At 45.3% G+C, this 19,716-nt stretch carries 18 protein-coding genes; 9 read left to right on the forward strand and 9 right to left on the reverse strand.

What is annotated here, in order from left to right; all coding sequences use genetic code 11:
- Positions 1-7: 7 nt before the first annotated feature.
- Together IRE19_RS03465 and IRE19_RS03470 are read left to right on the forward strand one after the other, a co-directional pair.
- Positions 8-1,741 carry a vWA domain-containing protein gene (locus IRE19_RS03465; RefSeq protein WP_203339354.1) on the forward strand — a complete coding sequence of 578 codons (1,734 nt, stop codon included), beginning with the start codon at positions 8-10 and terminating at the stop codon, positions 1,739-1,741.
- A complete protein-coding gene (locus IRE19_RS03470; RefSeq protein WP_203339355.1) occupies positions 1,722-4,295 on the forward strand; it encodes a VWA domain-containing protein in 2,574 nt (857 codons plus the stop codon). Before IRE19_RS03465 ends, IRE19_RS03470 begins: the two co-directional genes overlap by 20 nt.
- A gap of 56 nt (positions 4,296-4,351) precedes the next feature.
- Here the strand turns inward: IRE19_RS03470 and IRE19_RS03475 are convergent, their stop codons facing one another.
- The 6 genes from IRE19_RS03475 to IRE19_RS03500 form a co-directional block, all read right to left on the reverse strand.
- Positions 4,352-5,542, reverse strand: coding sequence for an MFS transporter (locus IRE19_RS03475; protein WP_203339356.1), 1,191 nt, complete (start codon positions 5,540-5,542; stop codon positions 4,352-4,354).
- A 106-nt stretch (positions 5,543-5,648) separates the two neighbouring features.
- The gene (locus IRE19_RS03480; RefSeq protein ID WP_203339357.1) at positions 5,649-6,725 is read right to left on the reverse strand and encodes an ABC transporter substrate-binding protein; all 1,077 of its coding nucleotides are present in this window, start codon (positions 6,723-6,725) and stop codon (positions 5,649-5,651) included.
- Entirely contained in the window at positions 6,722-7,528 is an 807-nt protein-coding gene (locus tag IRE19_RS03485) for an ABC transporter permease (RefSeq protein ID WP_203339358.1), read from the reverse strand. Before IRE19_RS03485 ends, IRE19_RS03480 begins: the two co-directional genes overlap by 4 nt.
- Complete coding sequence (locus IRE19_RS03490) at positions 7,512-8,336, reverse strand: ABC transporter permease (protein WP_203339359.1); 825 nt, start codon at positions 8,334-8,336, stop codon at positions 7,512-7,514. The genes IRE19_RS03485 and IRE19_RS03490 overlap by 17 nt, the downstream gene beginning before the upstream one ends.
- Positions 8,326-9,432: an ABC transporter ATP-binding protein gene (locus tag IRE19_RS03495; protein WP_203339360.1), complete on the reverse strand. Its 1,107-nt coding sequence runs from the start codon at positions 9,430-9,432 to the stop codon at positions 8,326-8,328. The genes IRE19_RS03490 and IRE19_RS03495 overlap by 11 nt, the downstream gene beginning before the upstream one ends.
- 15 nt (positions 9,433-9,447) lie before the next feature.
- Complete coding sequence (locus IRE19_RS03500; RefSeq protein WP_203339361.1) at positions 9,448-9,987, reverse strand: helix-turn-helix domain-containing protein; 540 nt, start codon at positions 9,985-9,987, stop codon at positions 9,448-9,450.
- A 406-nt stretch (positions 9,988-10,393) separates the two neighbouring features.
- Here IRE19_RS03500 and IRE19_RS03505 point away from each other — a divergent pair, with 406 nt between their 5' ends.
- Together IRE19_RS03505 and IRE19_RS03510 are read left to right on the forward strand one after the other, a co-directional pair.
- Positions 10,394-10,690 (forward strand): hypothetical protein, encoded by a 297-nt coding sequence (locus tag IRE19_RS03505; protein ID WP_191713938.1) that lies wholly within the window; start codon positions 10,394-10,396, stop codon positions 10,688-10,690.
- A 101-nt stretch (positions 10,691-10,791) separates the two neighbouring features.
- Entirely contained in the window at positions 10,792-11,451 is a 660-nt protein-coding gene (locus IRE19_RS03510; protein WP_191713939.1) for a potassium channel family protein, read from the forward strand.
- A 130-nt stretch (positions 11,452-11,581) separates the two neighbouring features.
- On the opposite strand, the gene rnjA is transcribed toward IRE19_RS03510, so the two are convergent.
- On the reverse strand, positions 11,582-13,249 hold the full coding sequence (rnjA, locus tag IRE19_RS03515; protein ID WP_191713940.1) for a ribonuclease J1: 1,668 nt from the start codon (positions 13,247-13,249) through the stop codon (positions 11,582-11,584).
- A gap of 2 nt (positions 13,250-13,251) precedes the next feature.
- Positions 13,252-13,464 (reverse strand): DNA-dependent RNA polymerase subunit epsilon, encoded by a 213-nt coding sequence (locus tag IRE19_RS03520; RefSeq protein ID WP_203339362.1) that lies wholly within the window; start codon positions 13,462-13,464, stop codon positions 13,252-13,254.
- A 284-nt stretch (positions 13,465-13,748) separates the two neighbouring features.
- Here IRE19_RS03520 and IRE19_RS03525 point away from each other — a divergent pair, with 284 nt between their 5' ends.
- Positions 13,749-14,519, forward strand: coding sequence for a Cof-type HAD-IIB family hydrolase (locus tag IRE19_RS03525; RefSeq protein ID WP_203339363.1), 771 nt, complete (start codon positions 13,749-13,751; stop codon positions 14,517-14,519).
- 59 nt (positions 14,520-14,578) lie between these two features.
- Here the strand turns inward: IRE19_RS03525 and def are convergent, their stop codons facing one another.
- Positions 14,579-15,145, reverse strand: a complete 567-nt coding sequence (gene def, locus IRE19_RS03530; protein WP_203339364.1) for a peptide deformylase — start codon at positions 15,143-15,145, stop codon at positions 14,579-14,581.
- Positions 15,146-15,290: 145 nt separating this feature from the next.
- Between def and IRE19_RS03535 the strand changes: the two genes are divergently transcribed.
- From IRE19_RS03535 to IRE19_RS03550, 4 genes are all read left to right on the forward strand, one after another.
- Positions 15,291-15,935 carry a YkyA family protein gene (locus IRE19_RS03535; RefSeq protein WP_203339365.1) on the forward strand — a complete coding sequence of 215 codons (645 nt, stop codon included), beginning with the start codon at positions 15,291-15,293 and terminating at the stop codon, positions 15,933-15,935.
- Positions 15,936-16,187: 252 nt separating this feature from the next.
- Positions 16,188-17,300, forward strand: coding sequence for a pyruvate dehydrogenase (acetyl-transferring) E1 component subunit alpha (gene pdhA / locus IRE19_RS03540; protein ID WP_191713945.1), 1,113 nt, complete (start codon positions 16,188-16,190; stop codon positions 17,298-17,300).
- A 3-nt stretch (positions 17,301-17,303) separates the two neighbouring features.
- A complete protein-coding gene (locus IRE19_RS03545) occupies positions 17,304-18,281 on the forward strand; it encodes an alpha-ketoacid dehydrogenase subunit beta (protein ID WP_191713946.1) in 978 nt (325 codons plus the stop codon).
- Between the two features lie 27 nt (positions 18,282-18,308).
- Complete coding sequence (locus IRE19_RS03550) at positions 18,309-19,712, forward strand: dihydrolipoamide acetyltransferase family protein (protein ID WP_203339366.1); 1,404 nt, start codon at positions 18,309-18,311, stop codon at positions 19,710-19,712.
- Positions 19,713-19,716 lie beyond the last annotated feature (4 nt).

The raw sequence follows: 19,716 nt of genomic DNA on the forward strand, positions 1-19,716 counted from the left end.
AAGCGGCATGGGGGCATCGAATTGGGGAATGATCTGGACAGCAGTTATGCCGCTGGCTGTGATCCTCTATTATTTCTTTAGGAAAAAATACAAGGACCAGCGCGTGTCATCAACAATGTTCTGGCAGGAGCGGATGAAAGAGCTGAAAGCTTCACCGTACCTGAAAAAATTGCAGCATCATTTATTGTTTTATTTGCAGCTGGCGGCTCTTCTGTTTTGTGTATTGGGATTATTGGGACCGTTCAGCGAGTCGGAAACGCTGGCAGGCAATGACTTTATCTTTGTCGTCGACACATCGGCGACGATGCTTGCGGGTTCCCCCCCACATTTTGAAAAGCAGCAGGAGGAAATGAAAAAGTTGGCAGCCCAAGCTGGAGGGAAACCCGTCACTATCGTCACGACAGGAGCCAGTCCAGAAGTAGTGGTCCGCAATGAACAGGACCAAAGAGTTTTGGAGCGGGCGATTGACCAACTGGAAGTAAGGTATGAAAAGGCTGAAATGGAACAGACAATTTTGTTTGCTGATACGCTTGCAGCTAACGAATCAACGGTCATTCATATTTTTACGGATTCATTGGACCGTGCTGTACTGGCCAACAAAACCGGCCAACGTTATCAAGTCCACGGAATTGATGAATCGCTGCGCAATGTTTCCATTGAGCAGTTCGGTCTATCAGAGACTGAGACGGGTGCAAGGGGCATCGTCCAGCTGGTAAATAACAGTGAAAATCCCCTTCAGGCAACAGTCCGTCTATCGGCAGGCAACATAGAGAAGACAGCGGAAGTAGAGCTGGAGCCTTCAATGGAATTGCTTGTTCCTTTCGAAGAGCTGCCCAATGAAAAGTTGTGGCAGGCGACTGTAGAAGCGGAAGATGATTATGCGGCTGATAACACAATGGCGACTTATCTGGCGCCGCCAGGAAATGCGGTCGTGGTTGACTCATCATTGCATGAACTGATCGCCAGTGGGTTCCGTTCTACGGATTTGGAAGTTCACCTGGCAGAGCCGGTCCAGTTAGAACCGGATTCAGCATTGCCGCTGGTTACCAGTCAAAGCGAGTTATTGGATGGAACAGCGCCGGTTCTATTGATTGGCCGTAATGATGAAAAAGCTTTCGAAGTAGCCGGAGAAATTGAAGCACAAGCGCATCCGCTCTTTACTTATGCTTCTCTGGAAGATGTCTATGTATCCCAGCTGTATCCACCTTTTGAAGGGTTTGAAACAATTGCGTCGATTGATGGAAATCCTTTCATTCAAGTCTCTCCTGAAGGCGATATTGCCGTGCTGACGGATATTCAGTTGACCGACTGGCCGCTGTATCCGTCATTTCCGTTATTTCTTTGGAGCGCTATGGATAGCTTATCTGGAGATACGGCGTTTCTCGGATTTTTTCAACCCAATGAACATCGCTCGGTTTCTCTCGCTTCCGATACAGGAGAATGGGAAATCTTTAAAGATGGCACTTACCTCTATTCTTATATAGAAGGCAGCGGCCCGTTTATTTCACCGTCTGAACCAGGGGTTTATGAAGTGATTGGTGAACAAGAGACGAAGAAGATGATTGTTCAATTGGCAAATGAAGAAAAGGCGCTGGAAGCCGGTTCTTCCTATGCCATGGGGCTGGCGACAACCGCCCAGGACACAGTCCGTTTTTCTTTCGTGCCGTATATTATTGTGTTGATTTTGCTGCTGGTTGCTGTGGAATGGGAGGTGTACCGCCGTGGAATTGCAACTCGATGAACCGCTTTGGCTGATTTTGCTCCTTCCTGCCGCCCTCTACTTTGGCTGGTTTGGTTTAAAGAATTTTCCTGCCAGTTCCAAAATGGCGAAAACAGTTTTTATTCTTCGTGTATTCGTGGTGGCTTTATTGATCTTCGCCTTGGCGGGGCCATCGCTGTTCAGTCCGGTAAAAGAAGAACAAGTGATTTTCCTGTTGGACCGATCGGCGTCTCTTGAAGGAATGGAGACCGAAATGGCGGCAGCAGTGGAAAAAGCTTTAAACGCTCAAAAAGATCATCAGTCGGTTGCCGTCTATACATTCGCCGAGGATTTCCTGAGCCTTCTGCCGATGACAGCAGAACCTCAGACTTTGCCTGCGGAACTGGCGATCGGCCAGAACGGCCATACCAATATCGCCCGGGCACTGGAGCTGGCTTCAAATAGTGGAGACACAGACCTTGCGACACGGTTGGTGGTTTTGACTGATGGCAATGAAACACAATCTTCTGCCATCGAAAGCTTGAATCGCCTAGAATCGGACCGTTTGCAAGTGGATGTTTGGCCCATCGAACAATCTGCAGTGAACGATATGGCCGTCAGCCGCTTTGAAACGCCTTCACGGGCATTTTTGGGAGAGGCACAGGCATTTTCTGTCTCCATTGATTCAGATGCAGAAGCTCAGGCAAAATTGATCTTTTCGGTTAACGACCGCGATTTGGATGCAAAAGAGATCTCCTTGGCAGAAGGCCAAAATGTCTTCAATTATACCTATCCGGCCAGTTCGGAAGGCTTGCTGAAGTATGAAGTGCGTTTGGAGGCTGCTGAAGATGCTTTTCTCGAGAACAATTCATTGGCGAGCATTACGGAAGTTTCCGGCAATCCGGAAGTACTGGTGGTCAATGGCGGAGAGCCGAGTCCGATTGCCGCTTTATTGGACACAAATAATTTGCGTGTAACCGAACTCTCTGGCGCTGAACTGCCGAGCAGCTTATCCGCTATTCTTCGTTATGACTCCATTATTTTCGACAACGTATCAGGAACTTCTGTCGGTGAACAGCAGATGGCCATTATTGAACAAGCTGTCCAGCAATTCGGTGTCGGTTTTATGATGGTCGGCGGCGATCAAAGTTTTGGGTTGGGAGGTTATTTCAAGACGCCGATTGAACGCCTGTTGCCGGTGGAAATGGAAGTCCAAGGCAAACATGAATTGCCTTCACTAGGCCTCATGATTGTGATGGACCGTTCAGGAAGCATGATGGGAATGAAGTTGGAGCTCGCCAAAGAAGCGGCAGCCCGCTCTATCGAATTGCTGCGTCCGGATGATACCTTGGGCGTCATCGCATTTGATGACCAGCCATGGGAAATTTTGCCGACTGCCAAAATGGCCGATCCGCAGGCCGCGGTGGATAAGGTCTTGGGAATTACGCCAGGAGGCGGGACTGAAATCTATCGTTCTTTGCAAAAGGCTTATATGGAATTGGAAGATTTGAAACTGCAGCGGAAACACATCATTCTATTGACGGATGGCCAATCTGCCACATCGAATGACTACGACGCGTTGATTGAAAATGGCAAAGACAATAACATCACCTTGTCGACAGTGTCGATCGGACAAGATGCTGACCGTAATCTGCTGGAACAGTTGGCGGACACGGGAAGTGGGCGTTTCTATGATGTGACGGACGCTACTACGATTCCTGCCATCCTGTCGCGTGAAACGATCATGATGTCACGGACTTACATTGTCGATCAACCGTTTTACCCCGTCGTTTACAGCAGCAAATGGGATGATTTATTTGCAGAAGGTGTTCCGCAACTCAATGCCTATATTGCAACTACAGCCAAAAATACCGCAACCGTTGCACTGGAGAGCGAAGAAGGCGACCCTGTGCTGGCCAGCTGGAATTACGGCCTTGGAAAAACGGTTGCTTTCACTTCCGGCAGTGGTGCATGGAGTGGGGACTTCCAAAGCTGGGCTCAGTGGCCGGATTTCTGGAACCGCAGCGTGGCTGAATTGCAGCCTACATTTGAAGAGATTCCTTATTCGGTCATGCGGAAAGAACAAGGGGTCTACACGGTAGAAGATCCTACACAAAGTTCGGCGATCTTGACGGTGGCGGCAGTTGATGAAGAGGGCAATGACATTCCACTGCAGACAGAGCCGGTGGCACCTGGAAAAGTTGAAGTCAAGTTGGATGCCGATCCGGGACTGGTCTTTTTCAGCGTCAGCAATGAAAACGGAGCGGCCTATAAAACAGGGCTGACGATTCCATACGGCGATGAATACCGAACGGCAGCAGCCAATATGCCTCTTTTGACAGCCCTGGCTGAACGGACAGGAGGGCAAGTATTGGGCACACTGGATGAAGCGTTCCGTGACATGCCTTATACCAGCGGTACGGTCCGCCCGATTCAATTGTGGCTGCTGTTGGCGGGGATGCTTCTGTTCTTCACAGACATCACACTCCGACGCTTTGGTCTGCCGAAACTCATACAAAAAAGAAAAGCCGCTAAAGAAGAGGACTCTTCTCCTGCGGCAATTGATCAATTAATAAAAGCGAAAAAGAGGAATTGACTCTTTTTCGCTTTTTGATTTAAGGAAGTAAAATATTTTGCTCTTAATTTAATGTTTCAGCTCCGGCTGGTAGCCAAGAGCTGCTGTTTCCGCATCGACCATGTATTGGCAATGAAAAAACAAGTGATCAAGATGGCGGTCCCTAATATATATGGATAGCTCATGTTGATGTCAAAAAGGATGCCGGCGAGTGCCGGACCGATCATATTGCCGAGGCTCATGTAGGCATTGTTCATACCGGCTGCAAATCCTTGTTCATCGCCAGCCAGTTTGGAGATGAGCGTATTGATGGCTGGCCGCAACAGGGAGGCGGCAGTGAAAAAGACCGCAGCCACCAGAAGGATGGCCCAGAACGAGCTGACAAACAAAATGCCGATCATGGCTCCTGCAGAAACCAGCAAGTTGACAAGGATAACTTTCATTTCGCCAAAACGTTTGAACAGCTTATCGATGACAAAAGTTTGGACCACTACACCGACAAATCCGCCGATTGTAATCAGAATAGCAATTTCTTTGGGTGTGAAACCAAACTTCTTATCTGCATATAATGCAATGGTCGATTGGAAATTAGCCAAACCGAAAGCGAAAATGAACATGACCAGCAGCATGACAAAGTAAGGGGTGTAAGTAGAACGCTTGAGCTGCTGGAGCAGGTTTTCGGATTTTTGATCTGCGGCCTGTACAGTAGGTGCGACATTCGGCAACACGACAAAAGAAATAAATGCAGCAATGAGTGCCACTGCCGTTGCAACGTAGAAAGGAAACTGGATGCTGACTTCGGCGAGGAACCCGCCGATTCCCGGCCCGATCATAAAGCCGAGCGACATGGAAGCGCCAAGCAATCCCATGCCTTTTCCGCGTTCATCAAACGTGGTGATATCAGCAACAAAGGCCATCATCGGGGGGATCAGGAATGCAGCGCCGAGTCCGCTGAAGAAGCGGGCAAGGTACAAAATCCACAGATGGGAAGCGAGCCCGAATGCCAGTTGGGATAGACCGAAAACGATCAATCCAAAGATGATCAACTTTTTTCGCCCGTATTTGTCGGACAATTGACCGGACAAAGGCGAAAACAGAAACTGGGCTAAAGCGAATGTAGCGATTAGGGTTCCGAGAGCTTGACCAGCTACGCCGAAAGTGTCCAGATAAGCTGGCATAATCGGAATGATCAAACCGATGCCGCTCATGGCAATGAACATATTGAACATCAGCACATAAAGTGCGAATTTATTTGATTTTACGGCCATAAAGAGACCTTCTTTCGTTGTTATTTCGTATTACTAAACTTTAGTCTATAGAATCTACATACTATACCCCAATTCCCACAAAAAAAACAGGCAAAAGTTCTGCCTGTCAGTTTTCCATATCCATTTTAAATTCCAGGAATAGTTCGTTGTAGATTCCCAGCATTTCAAGTCCCAGATTTTCGTAGACTTCAAGGCGCTCCCGAAGTTCTTCCGGTGGATAGAACCGTTCATCTCCGGTAACTTCCGGGTCCATCAACGCGATCGCTTCTTCGTTCGGAGTAGAGTATCCGACGTAATCCGCATTTTGTGCTGCCACTTCGGCATCCAGCATAAAGTTGATGAATGCGTGGGCGCCTTCCACATTTCCGGCTGTCTTTGGAATGACCATGTTATCAAACCATAAGTTCGAGCCTTCCTCAGGGACCACGTAATCGATGTCTTCATTGATCCACATCATATCGGCAGCCTGTCCGGACCAAGTAACCGCTACTGCAGCTTCTTCCCGGCGCATCATCTCGACGATTTCATCACCGATGATGGCTTTGACGTTCGGGCCCATTGTTTTCAATTTATCTGTGGCTTCACGCAACTCACCCATATCGGTCGAATTCAGTGAATAGCCTAAGCTGTTCAGCCCCATGCCGATGACTTCACGCGCACTGTCGACAAGGATCACTTCCTGTTCGAGTGTAGGATTCCATAAATCATCCCAACTTTCGAACGTCTGTCCCTCCAGCAAGGTCGGATTGAATGCAATTCCGACTGTTCCCCAGAAATAAGGAATCGAGTATTCGTTGCCTGGATCAAAAGGCAAGTCGAGGAAATACGGATCGATGTTCTCGAGATTCGGCAATAGCTCATGGTCGATTGGATGAAGCAGGTCGTTTTCCTTCATTTTTTCGATGGCGTATTCAGAAGGCATCGCAACATCGTAAGTCGTGCCGCCTTGTTCAATTTTGGTCATCATCGATTCATTTGAATCAAATGTTTCATAGACCACCGAAATATTGGTTTCTTCTTCAAATTGGTCGATCAGTTCGGGATCGATGTACTCACCCCAGTTGTAGACGGAAATGGAGCCTCCGCCAACTGTTGCCGAACTTTTTTCCATGGCGTTGACCACATATAAGAGAATGGCCGATACCAGCAGGATGGCTATAGCGGCTCTGACGATTTCTTTCATAGTTTGGCGCCTCCTGTTCCAGGGGTTTGTCCAGCCCGTTGATTAAAGAAGTAGTAGCCAAGGACCAGTCCAAGCGTTACTACAAAAATCAACGCGGAAAGTGCATTGATGGTCAAAGTGATTCCTGCACGAGCCATTGAATAGATCTCAATGGATAAGGTCGAGAAACCGTTTCCTGTAACGAAAAACGTAACTGCAAAATCATCAAGCGAATAAGTTAAGGCGAGGAAAAATCCAGCGAAAATACCCGGCTTGATATAAGGAATGATAACGCGTGTCAAAATATCCCGTTTCGATGCGCCAAGGTCGGTCGCAGCGTCTATCAGCGACCCGCTCATTTCCTGCAGCTTCGGCAACACCATGATCACCACAATCGGAATACTGAAGGCGATGTGTGAAATCAGAACAGAAGCAAAGCCGAGTTTAACGCCGATCATCGTGAACAAAATCAGGAACGATGCCCCAATGATGACGTCCGGACTGACGATCAAAATGGTGTTCAAAGACAGAACGGCGTTGCGCGTTTTGCGGTTTCGCAAAAAGACGATGCCAATTGCGCCAAGAACGCCGATTGCTGTTGAGATAAGTGAAGACAACAAAGCGATAATGACAGTGTTCATTAAAATGATCAGCAGCCGCGTATCGTTGAATACAGCGCCGTAATGCTCCAAAGTGAATCCTTCAAAGCTCGACATGGTGCCTCCGCTGTTGAAGGAGTAAAAGATCAGATAAAAGATCGGCGCATAGAGAATGGCAAAAACGACTACCAAATATAGTTTTGCGGATTTACTTAGTTTTGCCATTATATGCACCTCCTTTTTCTTTCTGGCCAGTCAGCATCATGATGATGATCATGAACAAGATCAGGAACACGGCAATGGTTGAACCCATTCCCCAGTTCTGTGTCACAAGAAATTGCTGTTCAATTGCTGTACCCAGTGTAATGACTTTGTTTCCAGCAATCAGGCGAGTGATGACAAAAAGCGACAAGGCAGGGATAAACACAGCCTGTACACCTGATTTCACCCCATTGATGGCCATAGGGAAAATAACACGTCTGAAAGTCGTGAAAGACGAAGCTCCCAGATCGCGTGAAGCATCGATCAATGCCGGATTTATTTTATCCAGCGAATTGAAAATCGGTAATACCATAAACGGAATGAAAATATAAACCGATACAAAGATAAAGCTGAAATCTGTAAACAATATCTGCCACGGGCCTGCTCCGAGTGTCTGAAGCAGCTTGTTGGCAGGGCCGTACAATCCGAAAATCCCGATAAAGGCGTAAGCCTTCAACAATAAGTTGATCCATGAAGGAATGATGATCAACAACAACCACAGCTGCTTATGCTTGGTCTTAGTCAACCAATAAGCTGTTGGATAGGCAATCAGGATTGTGATAACGGTAATCAGGAAAGCGTACCAGAACGAGCTTAATGTCATCCGCAGGTAAACGGAAGAAAAGAAGTTCTGGTAGTTTTCCAATGTAAAGGCACCAGTCAAATCCAAGAACGAGAAATAGAAGATCAAGGCAATCGGTGCAATAACGAATAAGGCAATCCATATATAATAAGGGACAAGGTATAACGGGCGCGATGGGTTATCTTTCATTGACAGCCGCTCCGTAGGATTCCAACCGTGCATCAAATGCTTCTTCCGATTCGTTCAAACGCATAACGTGAATCGCTTCTGGTGAGAAATCCAGGCCGATCTGTGAACCGACCTCAACTTTTTTCGTAGAATGGACGAGCCATTCGTTGCCTACTTCGTCAATTGTGGAAATTTCGAAATGCACCCCTCTGAACAATTGGGTATCAACAGTGACGGCCATTTTGCCGGCACCTGCCGCAGTGATTTCGAGATCTTCAGGACGGATGACGATTTCCACCTGTTCATTCGGATTCAATCCCGCATCCACACATTCAAAGTCTTTATTGGCAAAACGAACTTGATAATCGGCAATCATGACGCCGCTGACGATATTCGATTCACCGATAAAGTCGGCGACAAAACGGTTGATAGGCTCATCATAGATATCCATCGGGGTTCCGCTTTGTTGAATTTGGCCAGCGTTCATGACGAAAATTTCATCAGACATGGCAAGTGCTTCTTCCTGGTCATGGGTAACAAAGACGAAGGTTTTCCCAAGGCGCTGCTGAAGTTCCCGCAATTCATACTGCATTTCTGTCCGCAGTTTCAAATCCAAGGCAGAAAGGGGCTCATCAAGCAAGATGACTTCAGGATCGTTGACAATTGCACGTGCGATGGCAACGCGCTGGCGCTGGCCGCCGGACATTTCTGCGATTTCACGTTGTTCATAGCCCTGCAGATTGACGAAAGCCAAAGCCTCTCTTACGCGGCGCTCCACTTCCGGGCCTTTCACTTTCTTGATGCGCAATCCGAATGCGATGTTTTCAAATACGTTCAAATGAGGAAACAAAGCATAGTCCTGGAACACCGTATTGACTTGGCGCTGGTTTGCAGGAATCGTGTTCATTTTTTTGCCTTCTATATAGATATCGCCGCTGGTCGGTGTTGCAAAACCGGCTATCAGGCGCAAGATGGTTGTTTTCCCGCAGCCTGATGGACCAAGCAGCGTATAGAATTTTCCTTTTTCCAGTTCAAAGCTGACATTGTTCAATACATTGCCGGCACCTTCATAGGTCTGCGTGACATTTTCAAAACGTATAATTGATTTTTCGGACATAAGATCCCTCCTGAATTATAAATAAGATTGGGTAGTAACGATGATCATTTCAGAGATGCCATCAAAATCATTAATCAATTGATGGTGATTGGAAGCTTCAAAATAGATGGAATCGCCGGCAGCTGCCGAATATTGGTGATCACCGATTCTGAGCAGAACCCGTCCTTCGAGAACATAGATGAATGTTTCTGCAGAAGAGGGTTCAAATTCTTTAAAATGCCCATTTGCCTGGAAAGTTAAATAGACAGGCTCCATTTCCTTTTCATTGGATGTGGGAATAAGCCATTCCACTTCATATCCGGCTTCTTCGTCAACATGTGCAGTGTGGTCTGCGGTGGAGTATACAACTTTGACGTCCCGTTCATCGGAAAAAAATTCTTTGGGAGTGGTCCCCAGCACTTCAAGCAACGTGAAAAAGGTTTCTATAGAAGGGGAATTCATATCACGTTCCAACTGAGAAATAAAGCCTTTGCTCAAGTCGGTCCGTTTCCCCAATTCTTCCTGTGTCAATCCGTTCTTTAATCGAAGACGTTTGATTTTTGTTCCGATTTCCAACAGAATTCTCCTCGATTCCTATTAAGTAAAAATTTCATGAAGTTTAGTTAAAATATACTTTTAGTTTACTAATAGCATATATTCATTATACGAGAAGAGCGATAATTTTCAAGGGAGAATTTATTTTCAATAAAGGATTGTTATCTATTGCAATTTGGCATGGGTTTTTACTATCATAGAGAAAGTGTGAAATTAAAAAATAGTACATTTAACTTATAACAGGCTACTGGAAGCTTTCCGATGAATGAAACTAACATATAAAAACGATGGCTGGACAGAACAATAAGCCTCTGCGCGATTTCAGCCGATGTCCTGTTGTCATCGGCATTGGGAGTAGAGCAGCTTGTCCGGATACAGCTGATGAATCCAAGTACTGCAGCACGACCAAACTCTAGGAGTGATCAATGTGAACGGCAAAATGAATTTTTTTCTTGATCCTAAAAACCGGGTCATTCAAAAACCTTCGATTATGAATTATAAACAGGACCAGCAAGGATTGTATCTTGTAGCAGACAAGCGTTTTATCAATTGGATGGATGTCCATACGTATTGCCATACCTGCTTGTCGGCCTTGACGTTTGACGATGAATTTGATGCAAGCTACTGCGCCGACTGCAATGAATGGCGTGAAGAACCTTGCACAGACATCAGTTGCGAGTATTGTGAAAATCGTCCAAAACGACCTTTGGATCCCCGCCGATAAGCGGGGGTTTTTTATTTTCCCAAAGGTGTTCCGCATATTGAGATTTTTAGTTTGCATTATGTGTGCTAGAATAGAAGCAATTGAAAATGTGGAGGATGGATATGAAAAAGGAATTTGTAGTCATTGGGCTTGGCCGGTTTGGCGGAAGCATTGTGCGCGAATTGATCGAACAGGATGCGGACGTTATGGCAATCGATAAGGATTCGGAACGGGTAGATGAATTTTCGTCCATCGCGACACAAGCGGTTGTAGCGGATACGACCGATGAAGCAGTTCTGAAATCATTGGGAATCCGAAATTTTGAACACGTCATCGTGGCAATTGGGGAAAATATCCAAGCCAGTATATTAACGACGCTGATGTTGAAGGAAATAGGCGTAAAAAAAATTACGGTAAAAGCGCAAAATGATTACCATGCTAAAGTGCTGGATAAAATTGGCGCCGATAAAGTGGTTCACCCGGAACGGGATATGGGAATCCGGATTGCCCATAATATCCTGTCCAATAACGTGCTGGATTATCTCGAACTGTCCGACGAACATTCCATTATGGAAATCAAAGCTAATCACAAATTGGCAGGCTATACATTAATCGGGCTTGATATCCGGGCAAGATACGGCATCAACATCGTAGCCATTAAACGGAAAGACGACATTATCGTTTCTCCGCAGGCCGATATGGAGATTGAACAGGAAGATGTCCTGATCATCATTGGATCAGACGCGGACATCAATCGTTTCGAGAAAAAAATGATGAATTGATTGCAGCAAAACAAGAAAAAGACCGGAAAAGGGAGTGTATCCTTTTCCGGTCTTTGTTTCCCTGTATTATATGAAAATAAAGAAAGGTGCATCGGAATAATTATCCGGTGCACCTTTTTGATTTGCTTGATTAAACTTCCATAATTACCGGCAAAATCATTGGACGGCGTTTTGTTTTTTCATACAAATACGGTCCAAGAACGTCAGAAATATCATTTTTCAATTCTGCCCATTCTGTGTTTTTGCTGTGTATTTTTTTATTGAGGTGACGATTCAGCATTTGCTGAGCCTCATAAATCATTGTGCCAGACTCACGCATGTAAACGAATCCGCGTGAGATGATGTCGGGACCTGAAACCATCTTGTTCTTTTTCATGTCAACGCTGACGACAACAATGACCAATCCTTCTTCGGAAAGGACACGGCGGTCACGCAAAACGATATTGCCGATATCTCCGATGCCGCTGCCGTCGATGTAGACATCACCAGAAGGGATGCGTCCTGCAACAGAAGCTTCGTCTTGCCCTAAAGCAAGAACTTCGCCATTTTCCATGATGAATGTGTTTTCCAAAGGAACATCACATTCAACGGCCAATCCTGCATGCGTTTTTAACATCCGGAATTCACCATGAATCGGCATGAAGTATTTTGGTTTGATCAAACGAAGCATCAATTTGTTTTCGGGCTCTGAGCCGTGGCCTGATGTATGGATATTGTTAAGTGATCCATGAATCACGTCTGCTCCAGCGCGGAACAACAAGTTGATTGTACGGTTGACGCTGCTCGTATTGCCCGGAATCGGAGAAGACGAGAAGACAACCGTGTCATTTGGTTGAATCTGGATTTGGCGATGAGTGCCGTTGGCGATTCTTGAAAGGGCAGCCATCGGTTCGCCCTGTGAACCGGTGCAAAGAATCAAAACTTCGTTTGCAGGTAAGCGGTTTAAGGTTTGTGTATCTACAAATGCATCCTCAGGTGCATTGATATAGCCTAGCTCACGGCCGATTGTCATGGCGTTGTCCATGCTGCGTCCGAAGACGGCAATCTTACGGCCTTGTGCGACCGCTTCATCCGTTACTTGCTGAAGACGGTAGATGTTTGACGCAAAAGTCGCAAAGATCAGGCGTCCATCAATTTTTCTCATGATGTCTTTGATGGAATCGCCGACTTTTCGTTCTGACATGGTGAAGTCAGGAACTTCTGCATTGGTACTGTCGGACAATAAGCATAAAACGCCTTCGCTGCCGATTTGAGCCATTTTCAACAAGTTGGCAGGTTCGCCTACTGGTGTGAAATCGAATTTAAAATCTCCTGTGTGGACAATATTGCCGGGTGGCGTTTTTACCACGACACCAAAAGCGTCAGGGATACTGTGGGTAGTACGGAAAAAGCTAACAGCCGTCTTACGGAACTTGATGACGTCATCTTCTTCGATTTCCGTCATTTTCGTTTGGCGCAATAAACCATGTTCTTCCAGCTTTTTGCGCAATAGGCCAAGAGCCAGTTTTCCGCCGTATACAGGAATGTTGATTTTTTTAAGAAGGTAAGGAATACCGCCGATGTGATCTTCGTGGCCGTGTGTAATGAAAAGGCCTTTAATTTTGTCGACATTTTTTACTAAGTATGTGTAATCCGGAATAACGTAATCGATTCCGAGCAAATCGTCTTCCGGGAATTTAATGCCTGCATCGATCAGAATGATTTCATCCTGGAATTGGACACCATACGTATTTTTACCGATTTCGCCTAGTCCGCCAAGTGCGAAAACAGCTGTCTGATCGTTTTTAACGAATTTCATCGTTATTCTACGCTCTCGACTTCGTAGTTTTGGCTCGCCTGTTCATACTCGAGATGATTGCCTTCAAGCAATTGAACAAGTTCAATATTGTAGTTGCGGTCTTTTAAGTGGTGTCGGACTTCGCGCTCGGATGCTGCTTCCACATAAAGGCTTTGGGTATTTTCACGAACTGGTACTTCAAAACGGTTTTCTTGGTAGTATACTTTAAAAATCATTGTTTGCTCTCCTTTTTCCACGCTCAAATAAATGCACTTCCTTTATATTATCATGTCGTTAGACTAAAATAAAGAATAGCCCTCCTTATTTATAAAGAAGGGCTAAATCGTTTATGCAATTTTCTTTTTGTTCATGATGCCATTGAGCTGTCTGAGAAGTTTTCGTTTCAAACGTTTCAGCATAGCTTACCACTCCTTAAGGCGAGTATACTGCGTTTTCTGACAATTGTAAAGAATGCGGGCTTTATTTTAAGGGCCCAATCACATGGAATGGAGACGAGAAAATGTCTAAATTATTATTGCTCGATATTGATGGGACTTTATTGGATTCCCATAAAAAATTACCGGCTTCTGCTAAGGAAGCCTTGCAGCAAGCGCGTTTGAACGGCCATGATTTAGCCATTGCAACAGGCCGCGGCCCATTTATGATCACTAATGTCCTGAAAGAGTTGGATATCGACACTTATATTACGTTCAACGGCCAGTACATAGCCCATAAAGGCGAGGCTATCCATAAGCAGGCAATTGATGCAGATATTCTGAACGATATCTTTGAATTTGCGGATCAGCGTGATCATCCTCTGGTATTTATGAATGAAAATAAAATGGTGTCTTCGATCGACTTCCATCCGGACATTGACGAAAGCATCAAAACCTTGAAAATGGCACATCCTGAAGTGGATAAAGAATTTTACCTGAATAATGATGTCTATCAAGCCTTGGTGTTTTGCGAAGAAGAAGAAGAGCAGCAATACCATGACACATTCAAACAAGTGGATTTTGTCCGCTGGCACCGGGTATCATGCGATATTACGCCAAAAGGAGGAACCAAGGCCAGTGGTATCAAACATTTGATTAAAGCTACTGGACACTCTATAGAAGAAACCATCGCATTCGGCGATGGGTTGAATGATCTGCAGATGATGGATATTGCAGGATACAGTGTAGCAATGGAAAATGGCCATGAAGAAACAAAGAAACGTGCTTCTTATGTAACGGATCATGTAGACAATGACGGATTGGCAAAAGCGTTCAAGCATTTGAAATTGATTTGATAAAGAAAAGCGCAAGCGCCCAAAGCTAAAAAGTGAATCAGGCAAAAAAGAGACTCGGCTTACTCAGCCGAGTCTCTTTCAATTGCGATGGCGTTTTCAATTTCAGCGAATGGGTTTTTTGAGTCGATGTGGTCAAAGAACATGACGCCGTTCAAGTGATCAAGTTCATGTTGGAATGCGATGGCAGGAAGTCCTTTTAAGCGCATTTTGAACTCTTCACCATCCAAATTGAAGGCTTTGATGGTGACACGGGCGTATCTTGGCACATAGCCGGGGATTGCACGATCAACAGACAGGCAACCTTCTCCAGCTGATAAGTAAGCTTTTTCTACAGAGTGACTGACGATTTTGGGATTAACAGCAATCATGCTGAGGTTTTCGCCAGAGCTTTCGTCAAAATGCAAGGCAAAGATTCGTTTCGCTTCATTTACTTGCGGTGCTGCGATTCCAACGCCGGGGCGCAGGTCGTATTTTTTAGCCAGCTCATCGTCTTGGCTGTTTACTACATATTCCAGAAGGTCTTCACCCAGTTTCCGGTCTTCTTCAGAAAGTGGGAATTTCACTTCTTCTGAGCGTTTTCTGAGTGTAGGATGACCTTCACGTATAATGTCTTTCATTCGTATCAAGTGATTTCATCCTTTCAATTGGCTTGCTATACATACCAGTATAACGTAAAGCGGCTGTTTTGAAAAAAGAAAAAGCTGCTGGCCGGTGTTGTATTTTACTTAATGGCATACTATAGTTAATTCATGGAAATAAGGGGTGAAAAGGATGAGGAAATTAGGGGTATTGTGTGCTTTCATCATTCTTCTTTTAATGGCTGGCTGTTCAGGTTCGGGAACTCGTGAAGAATTGGATCAAGTCCTGAATGATACTTTCGATGCCGAAGAAGAATACCGGGATATCCAGGATGACCTGGAAAAACGCGAGAAAAAAGAGCAGCAATTGTTTGAAGAAATCATGGCGTTAACACAGGAGCAGCAAGAAGATGTTGAAAAACAGGCTCAAGCAGCAATTGATTCTGCAGATGAACGTCTTGACTTCCTCCAAACGGAAAAGGAATCGATGCAGGCAGCCGAAGAAAATTTCGCGGAGATTGATGGAGTGATTGAAGATGCCGAAGAGGCAGCTGTTAAAACAGATCTCGAAACGCTGAAAACGAAAATGCACGAACGATTTGATGCCCACGACGAGTTTGCTCAGGCATATGAGGGACTGATCGGACTTCAAAAAGAATTATATGAAATGTTGAAGGATGAAGAAAATAATCTGCAGATGCTTCAAGAAAAAGCTGGAGAAGTTAATAAACAAAATGAGCAGGTGCAAAATGCTGTGACAGCGTTTAATGATTTAACCCTACAGGTAAATGAGTTGAAAGATGCCACTATAGAAAAATTAAATGAAAACGAAGAGTAAGCGGCCCCTACGGCCGCTTTTTCTGTGCTATAAAAGATAACGTAATTGTGCTCTGTATTATAATACAGGTGAAAAAAACAACTGATACAGTTTTAAATATCTAAATTATTTCATTATTACTATTACGCAAAAATGTTAGGTTCTATATGATTGACCGAGTTATTCGAGTAACGTATACTGAAGTGGAATGTGAAATTGTATCATAAATTGTATGTAAGTATTTTAATACAGATAAAAAGGAGAGTTGCTTTTATGGCTGCGAAAAAATCACAGCAGTTCGATCCAGTGGAAACGCTTAACACAATCGAAGAAAAGTTTGAAATGGTCCAGATTTTAAATGAAGAAGGCGAAATCATCAACGAAGAGGCAGATCCGAAATTATCGGATGAAGACCTTCAGGAATTGATGAGCCGGATGGTTTACACCCGTATCCTTGATCAGCGGTCAATTTCGTTGAACCGCCAAGGACGTCTAGGGTTTTATGCTCCGACTGCAGGGCAGGAAGCTTCTCAATTGGCTTCGCATTTTGCTTTGTCAAAAGAAGATTTCATTTTGCCGGGCTATCGTGATGTTCCGCAATTGATCTGGCACGGTTGGCCGTTGCACCAAGCATTCCTTTTCTCTCGTGGACATTTCATGGGGAACCAAATGGCTGAAGGTTTGAATATTTTGCCTCCGCAAATCATTATCGGTGCGCAAATCATCCAGGCAGCTGGAGTGGCACTTGGCATGCAAAAACGCAAGAAAGAAGCAGTGGCGGTTACTTATACAGGAGACGGCGGTTCTTCACAAGGTGACTTCTATGAAGGAATCAACTTTGCAGGCGCATTCCGCGCACCGGCTATTTTCATTGTTCAAAATAACCAGTATGCGATTTCTACGCCTCGCGAACTTCAGACTTCAGCGAAAACCATTGCACAAAAAGCGGTTGCAGCCGGAATTCCAGGCGTCCTTGTAGACGGTATGGATCCGTTAGCGGTATACGCGGTAACACGTGACGCTCGTGAACGTGCAGTTAAAGGCGACGGACCTACATTGATTGAAACACTTTGCTACCGTTACGGACCGCACACAATGGCTGGTGACGATCCGACCCGCTACCGTACTTCAGATATCGACAGCGAATGGGAAAAGAAAGATCCACTTGTCCGTTTCCGTAAATACTTGGAAGCAAAAGGCATCTGGAATGAAGCAAAAGAAAACGAAGTAATTGAAAAAGCTAAAGAAGAAATCAAAGCAGCAATCAAAAAAGCTGACGGCGCTCCGAAACAAAAAGTATCCGATCTATTGGAGATCATGTACGAAGACGTGCCGTTTAATGTTCAGGAACAGTTGGATATTTATAAAGCAAAGGAGTCGAAGTAAGCCATGGCACAATTAACGATGATCCAAGCGATTACCGACGCTCTGAAAACAGAGATGAAGAACGATGAAAACGTTCTTGTTTTCGGTGAAGACGTAGGAAATAACGGCGGTGTTTTCCGCGCAACAGAAGGTTTGCAAAAAGAATTTGGCGAAGATCGCGTGTTCGACACGCCTTTAGCTGAGTCAGGGATTGGTGGTCTAGCAATCGGTTTGGCATTGCAAGGATACCGTCCAGTACCGGAAATCCAGTTTTTCGGATTTGTTTTTGAAGTAATGGATTCTATCAGTGGACAAATGGCGCGTATGCGTTTCCGCAGCGGCGGCAGCTTGAATTCTCCTGTAACAATCCGTTCTCCATTCGGCGGCGGTGTTCACACGCCTGAAATGCACGCTGATTCGTTGGAAGGATTAATGGCGGCTCAGCCTGGTTTGAAAGTGGTCATCCCTTCTACACCTTACGATGCAAAAGGTTTGTTGATCTCAGCAATCCGCGACAACGATCCGGTCATTTTCCTTGAGCACATGAAGCTATACCGTTCATTCCGCCAGGAAGTGCCGGAAGAAGAATACACGATTCCACTTGGCAAAGCTGAAGTGAAACGTGAAGGCAAAGATTTGACGATCATCGCTTATGGCGCAATGGTGCAGGAAAGCATCAAAGCGGCAGAAGAGCTTGAAAAAGAAAATTATTCGGTTGAAGTGGTCGATCTTCGTACCATCCAGCCGCTTGATATTGAAACAATCATTGCTTCAGTAGAAAAAACTGGACGCGCTATGGTCGTCCAGGAAGCGCAAAAACAAGCTGGAATCGCAGCGAGTGTCGTGGCTGAAATCACGGACCGCGCTATTTTAAGCCTGGAAGCACCAGTTCTTCGTGTTACTGCGCCGGACTCTGTATTCCCATTCTCACAAGCAGAACAAGTTTGGCTTCCGAACTCGAAGGATATAGTAGAGACAGCGAAGAAAGTACTTACTTTCTAATTAGACAGAACCGAAAGGGTGATATAGATGGCTTTTGAATTTCGTTTGCCGGATATCGGTGAAGGTATCCATGAAGGTGAAATCGTAAAATGGTTTGTAAAAGCAGGAGATACAATTGAAGAAGACGATATTCTTGTTGAAGTGCAAAATGACAAGGCCGTTGTCGAGATTCCCTCACCGGTTTCAGGAACAGTTGAAGAAGTATTGGTTGAAGAGGGAACGGTTGCAGTAGTTGGCGATATCTTGGTCCGTATTGACGCGCCTGACGCTGAAGAAATGAACTTTAAAGGAGACCACGGCGATAAAGAAGAAGCTGCTCCTGAAGTGAAAGAAGAAACAGAAGAACAAGTCCAGTCCGGCACTGCTGAATCAGGTCAGGAAGTCGATAAGGCCCCTGCCAAAGAAGACGAGCCGAAAGAACAGACTGGTGCAGGAGCTCAGCCGCAAGCTGACTCTACAGAAGAAGCAGATCCGAATGCTCGTGTCATTTCCATGCCGTCTGTCCGCAAATTTGCACGCGACAACGATGTTGACATCAAACAAGTCACCGGATCCGGCAATAACGGCCGCATTCTAAGAGAAGATGTAGAAGCCTTCATGAATGGTGACCAGAAAGCAGCTGCGCCAGCAGCTTCTGAAGCGCCACAAGAAACAACGCAGGAAGCGGCAGCAGAAAGCTCTGACAAAGCGGACGCAGCACCTAAAGCAGCAGCAGCTCCTGAAGGAGAGTTTCCGGAAACGCGTGAGAAGATGTCTGGTATACGTAAGGCGATCGCCAAAGCGATGGTCCACTCGAAACATACTGCTCCTCATGTAACGTTGATGGATGAAGTGGATGTCACTGAATTGGTAGCACACCGCAAAAAATTCAAGGACATTGCAGCAGAAAAAGAAATCAAACTGACTTACTTGCCTTACGTAGTAAAAGCGTTGGTCAGCACATTGCGTGAATTCCCAGCATTGAACACATCGTTTGATGATGAAACAAGCGAAGTCATCCAAAAGCATTATTTCAATATCGGCATTGCTGCTGATACAGAAAAAGGCTTGATGGTTCCAGTCATCAAAAACGCAGACCGCAAATCTATATTTGCGATTTCTGACGAAATCAACGGGTTGGCGACAAAAGCGCGTGATGGTAAATTAACTGCTGCTGAAATGAAAGGCGCTTCATGCTCGATCACCAATATTGGCTCTGCTGGTGGGCAATGGTTCACTCCAGTCATTAACCATCCTGAAGTGGCAATTCTCGGAATTGGCCGCATTGCAGAAAAACCTGTAATTAAAAATGGTGAAATTGTAGCAGCACCTGTGTTAGCATTGTCATTGAGCTTCGATCACCGAATGATCGATGGTGCAACAGCGCAACACGCATTAAATCATATTAAACGTTTATTAAGTCAACCTGAATTATTATTAATGGAGGCGTAAAACT

Source organism: Planococcus beijingensis (genome assembly GCF_016820615.1).
Taxonomy (GTDB): domain Bacteria; phylum Bacillota; class Bacilli; order Bacillales_A; family Planococcaceae; genus Planococcus; species Planococcus notacanthi.

What these genes read in the sequence shown, in the direction of transcription:
- IRE19_RS03520 (WP_203339362.1), bottom strand. Translation starts at nt 13,464, where the DNA reads ATGATTTTTAAAGTATACTACCAAGAAAACCGTTTTGAAGTACCAGTT.
- IRE19_RS03485 (WP_203339358.1), bottom strand. Translation starts at nt 7,528, where the DNA reads ATGGCAAAACTAAGTAAATCCGCAAAACTATATTTGGTAGTCGTTTTT.
- rnjA (WP_191713940.1), bottom strand. Translation starts at nt 13,249, where the DNA reads ATGAAATTCGTTAAAAACGATCAGACAGCTGTTTTCGCACTTGGCGGA.
- IRE19_RS03550 (WP_203339366.1), top strand. Translation starts at nt 18,309, where the DNA reads ATGGCTTTTGAATTTCGTTTGCCGGATATCGGTGAAGGTATCCATGAA.
- IRE19_RS03465 (WP_203339354.1), top strand. Translation starts at nt 8, where the DNA reads ATGGGGGCATCGAATTGGGGAATGATCTGGACAGCAGTTATGCCGCTG.
- IRE19_RS03490 (WP_203339359.1), bottom strand. Translation starts at nt 8,336, where the DNA reads ATGAAAGATAACCCATCGCGCCCGTTATACCTTGTCCCTTATTATATA.
- pdhA (WP_191713945.1), top strand. Translation starts at nt 16,188, where the DNA reads ATGGCTGCGAAAAAATCACAGCAGTTCGATCCAGTGGAAACGCTTAAC.
- IRE19_RS03535 (WP_203339365.1), top strand. Translation starts at nt 15,291, where the DNA reads ATGAGGAAATTAGGGGTATTGTGTGCTTTCATCATTCTTCTTTTAATG.
- IRE19_RS03545 (WP_191713946.1), top strand. Translation starts at nt 17,304, where the DNA reads ATGGCACAATTAACGATGATCCAAGCGATTACCGACGCTCTGAAAACA.
- IRE19_RS03525 (WP_203339363.1), top strand. Translation starts at nt 13,749, where the DNA reads ATGTCTAAATTATTATTGCTCGATATTGATGGGACTTTATTGGATTCC.
- IRE19_RS03475 (WP_203339356.1), bottom strand. Translation starts at nt 5,542, where the DNA reads ATGGCCGTAAAATCAAATAAATTCGCACTTTATGTGCTGATGTTCAAT.
- IRE19_RS03495 (WP_203339360.1), bottom strand. Translation starts at nt 9,432, where the DNA reads ATGTCCGAAAAATCAATTATACGTTTTGAAAATGTCACGCAGACCTAT.
- IRE19_RS03480 (WP_203339357.1), bottom strand. Translation starts at nt 6,725, where the DNA reads ATGAAAGAAATCGTCAGAGCCGCTATAGCCATCCTGCTGGTATCGGCC.
- IRE19_RS03510 (WP_191713939.1), top strand. Translation starts at nt 10,792, where the DNA reads ATGAAAAAGGAATTTGTAGTCATTGGGCTTGGCCGGTTTGGCGGAAGC.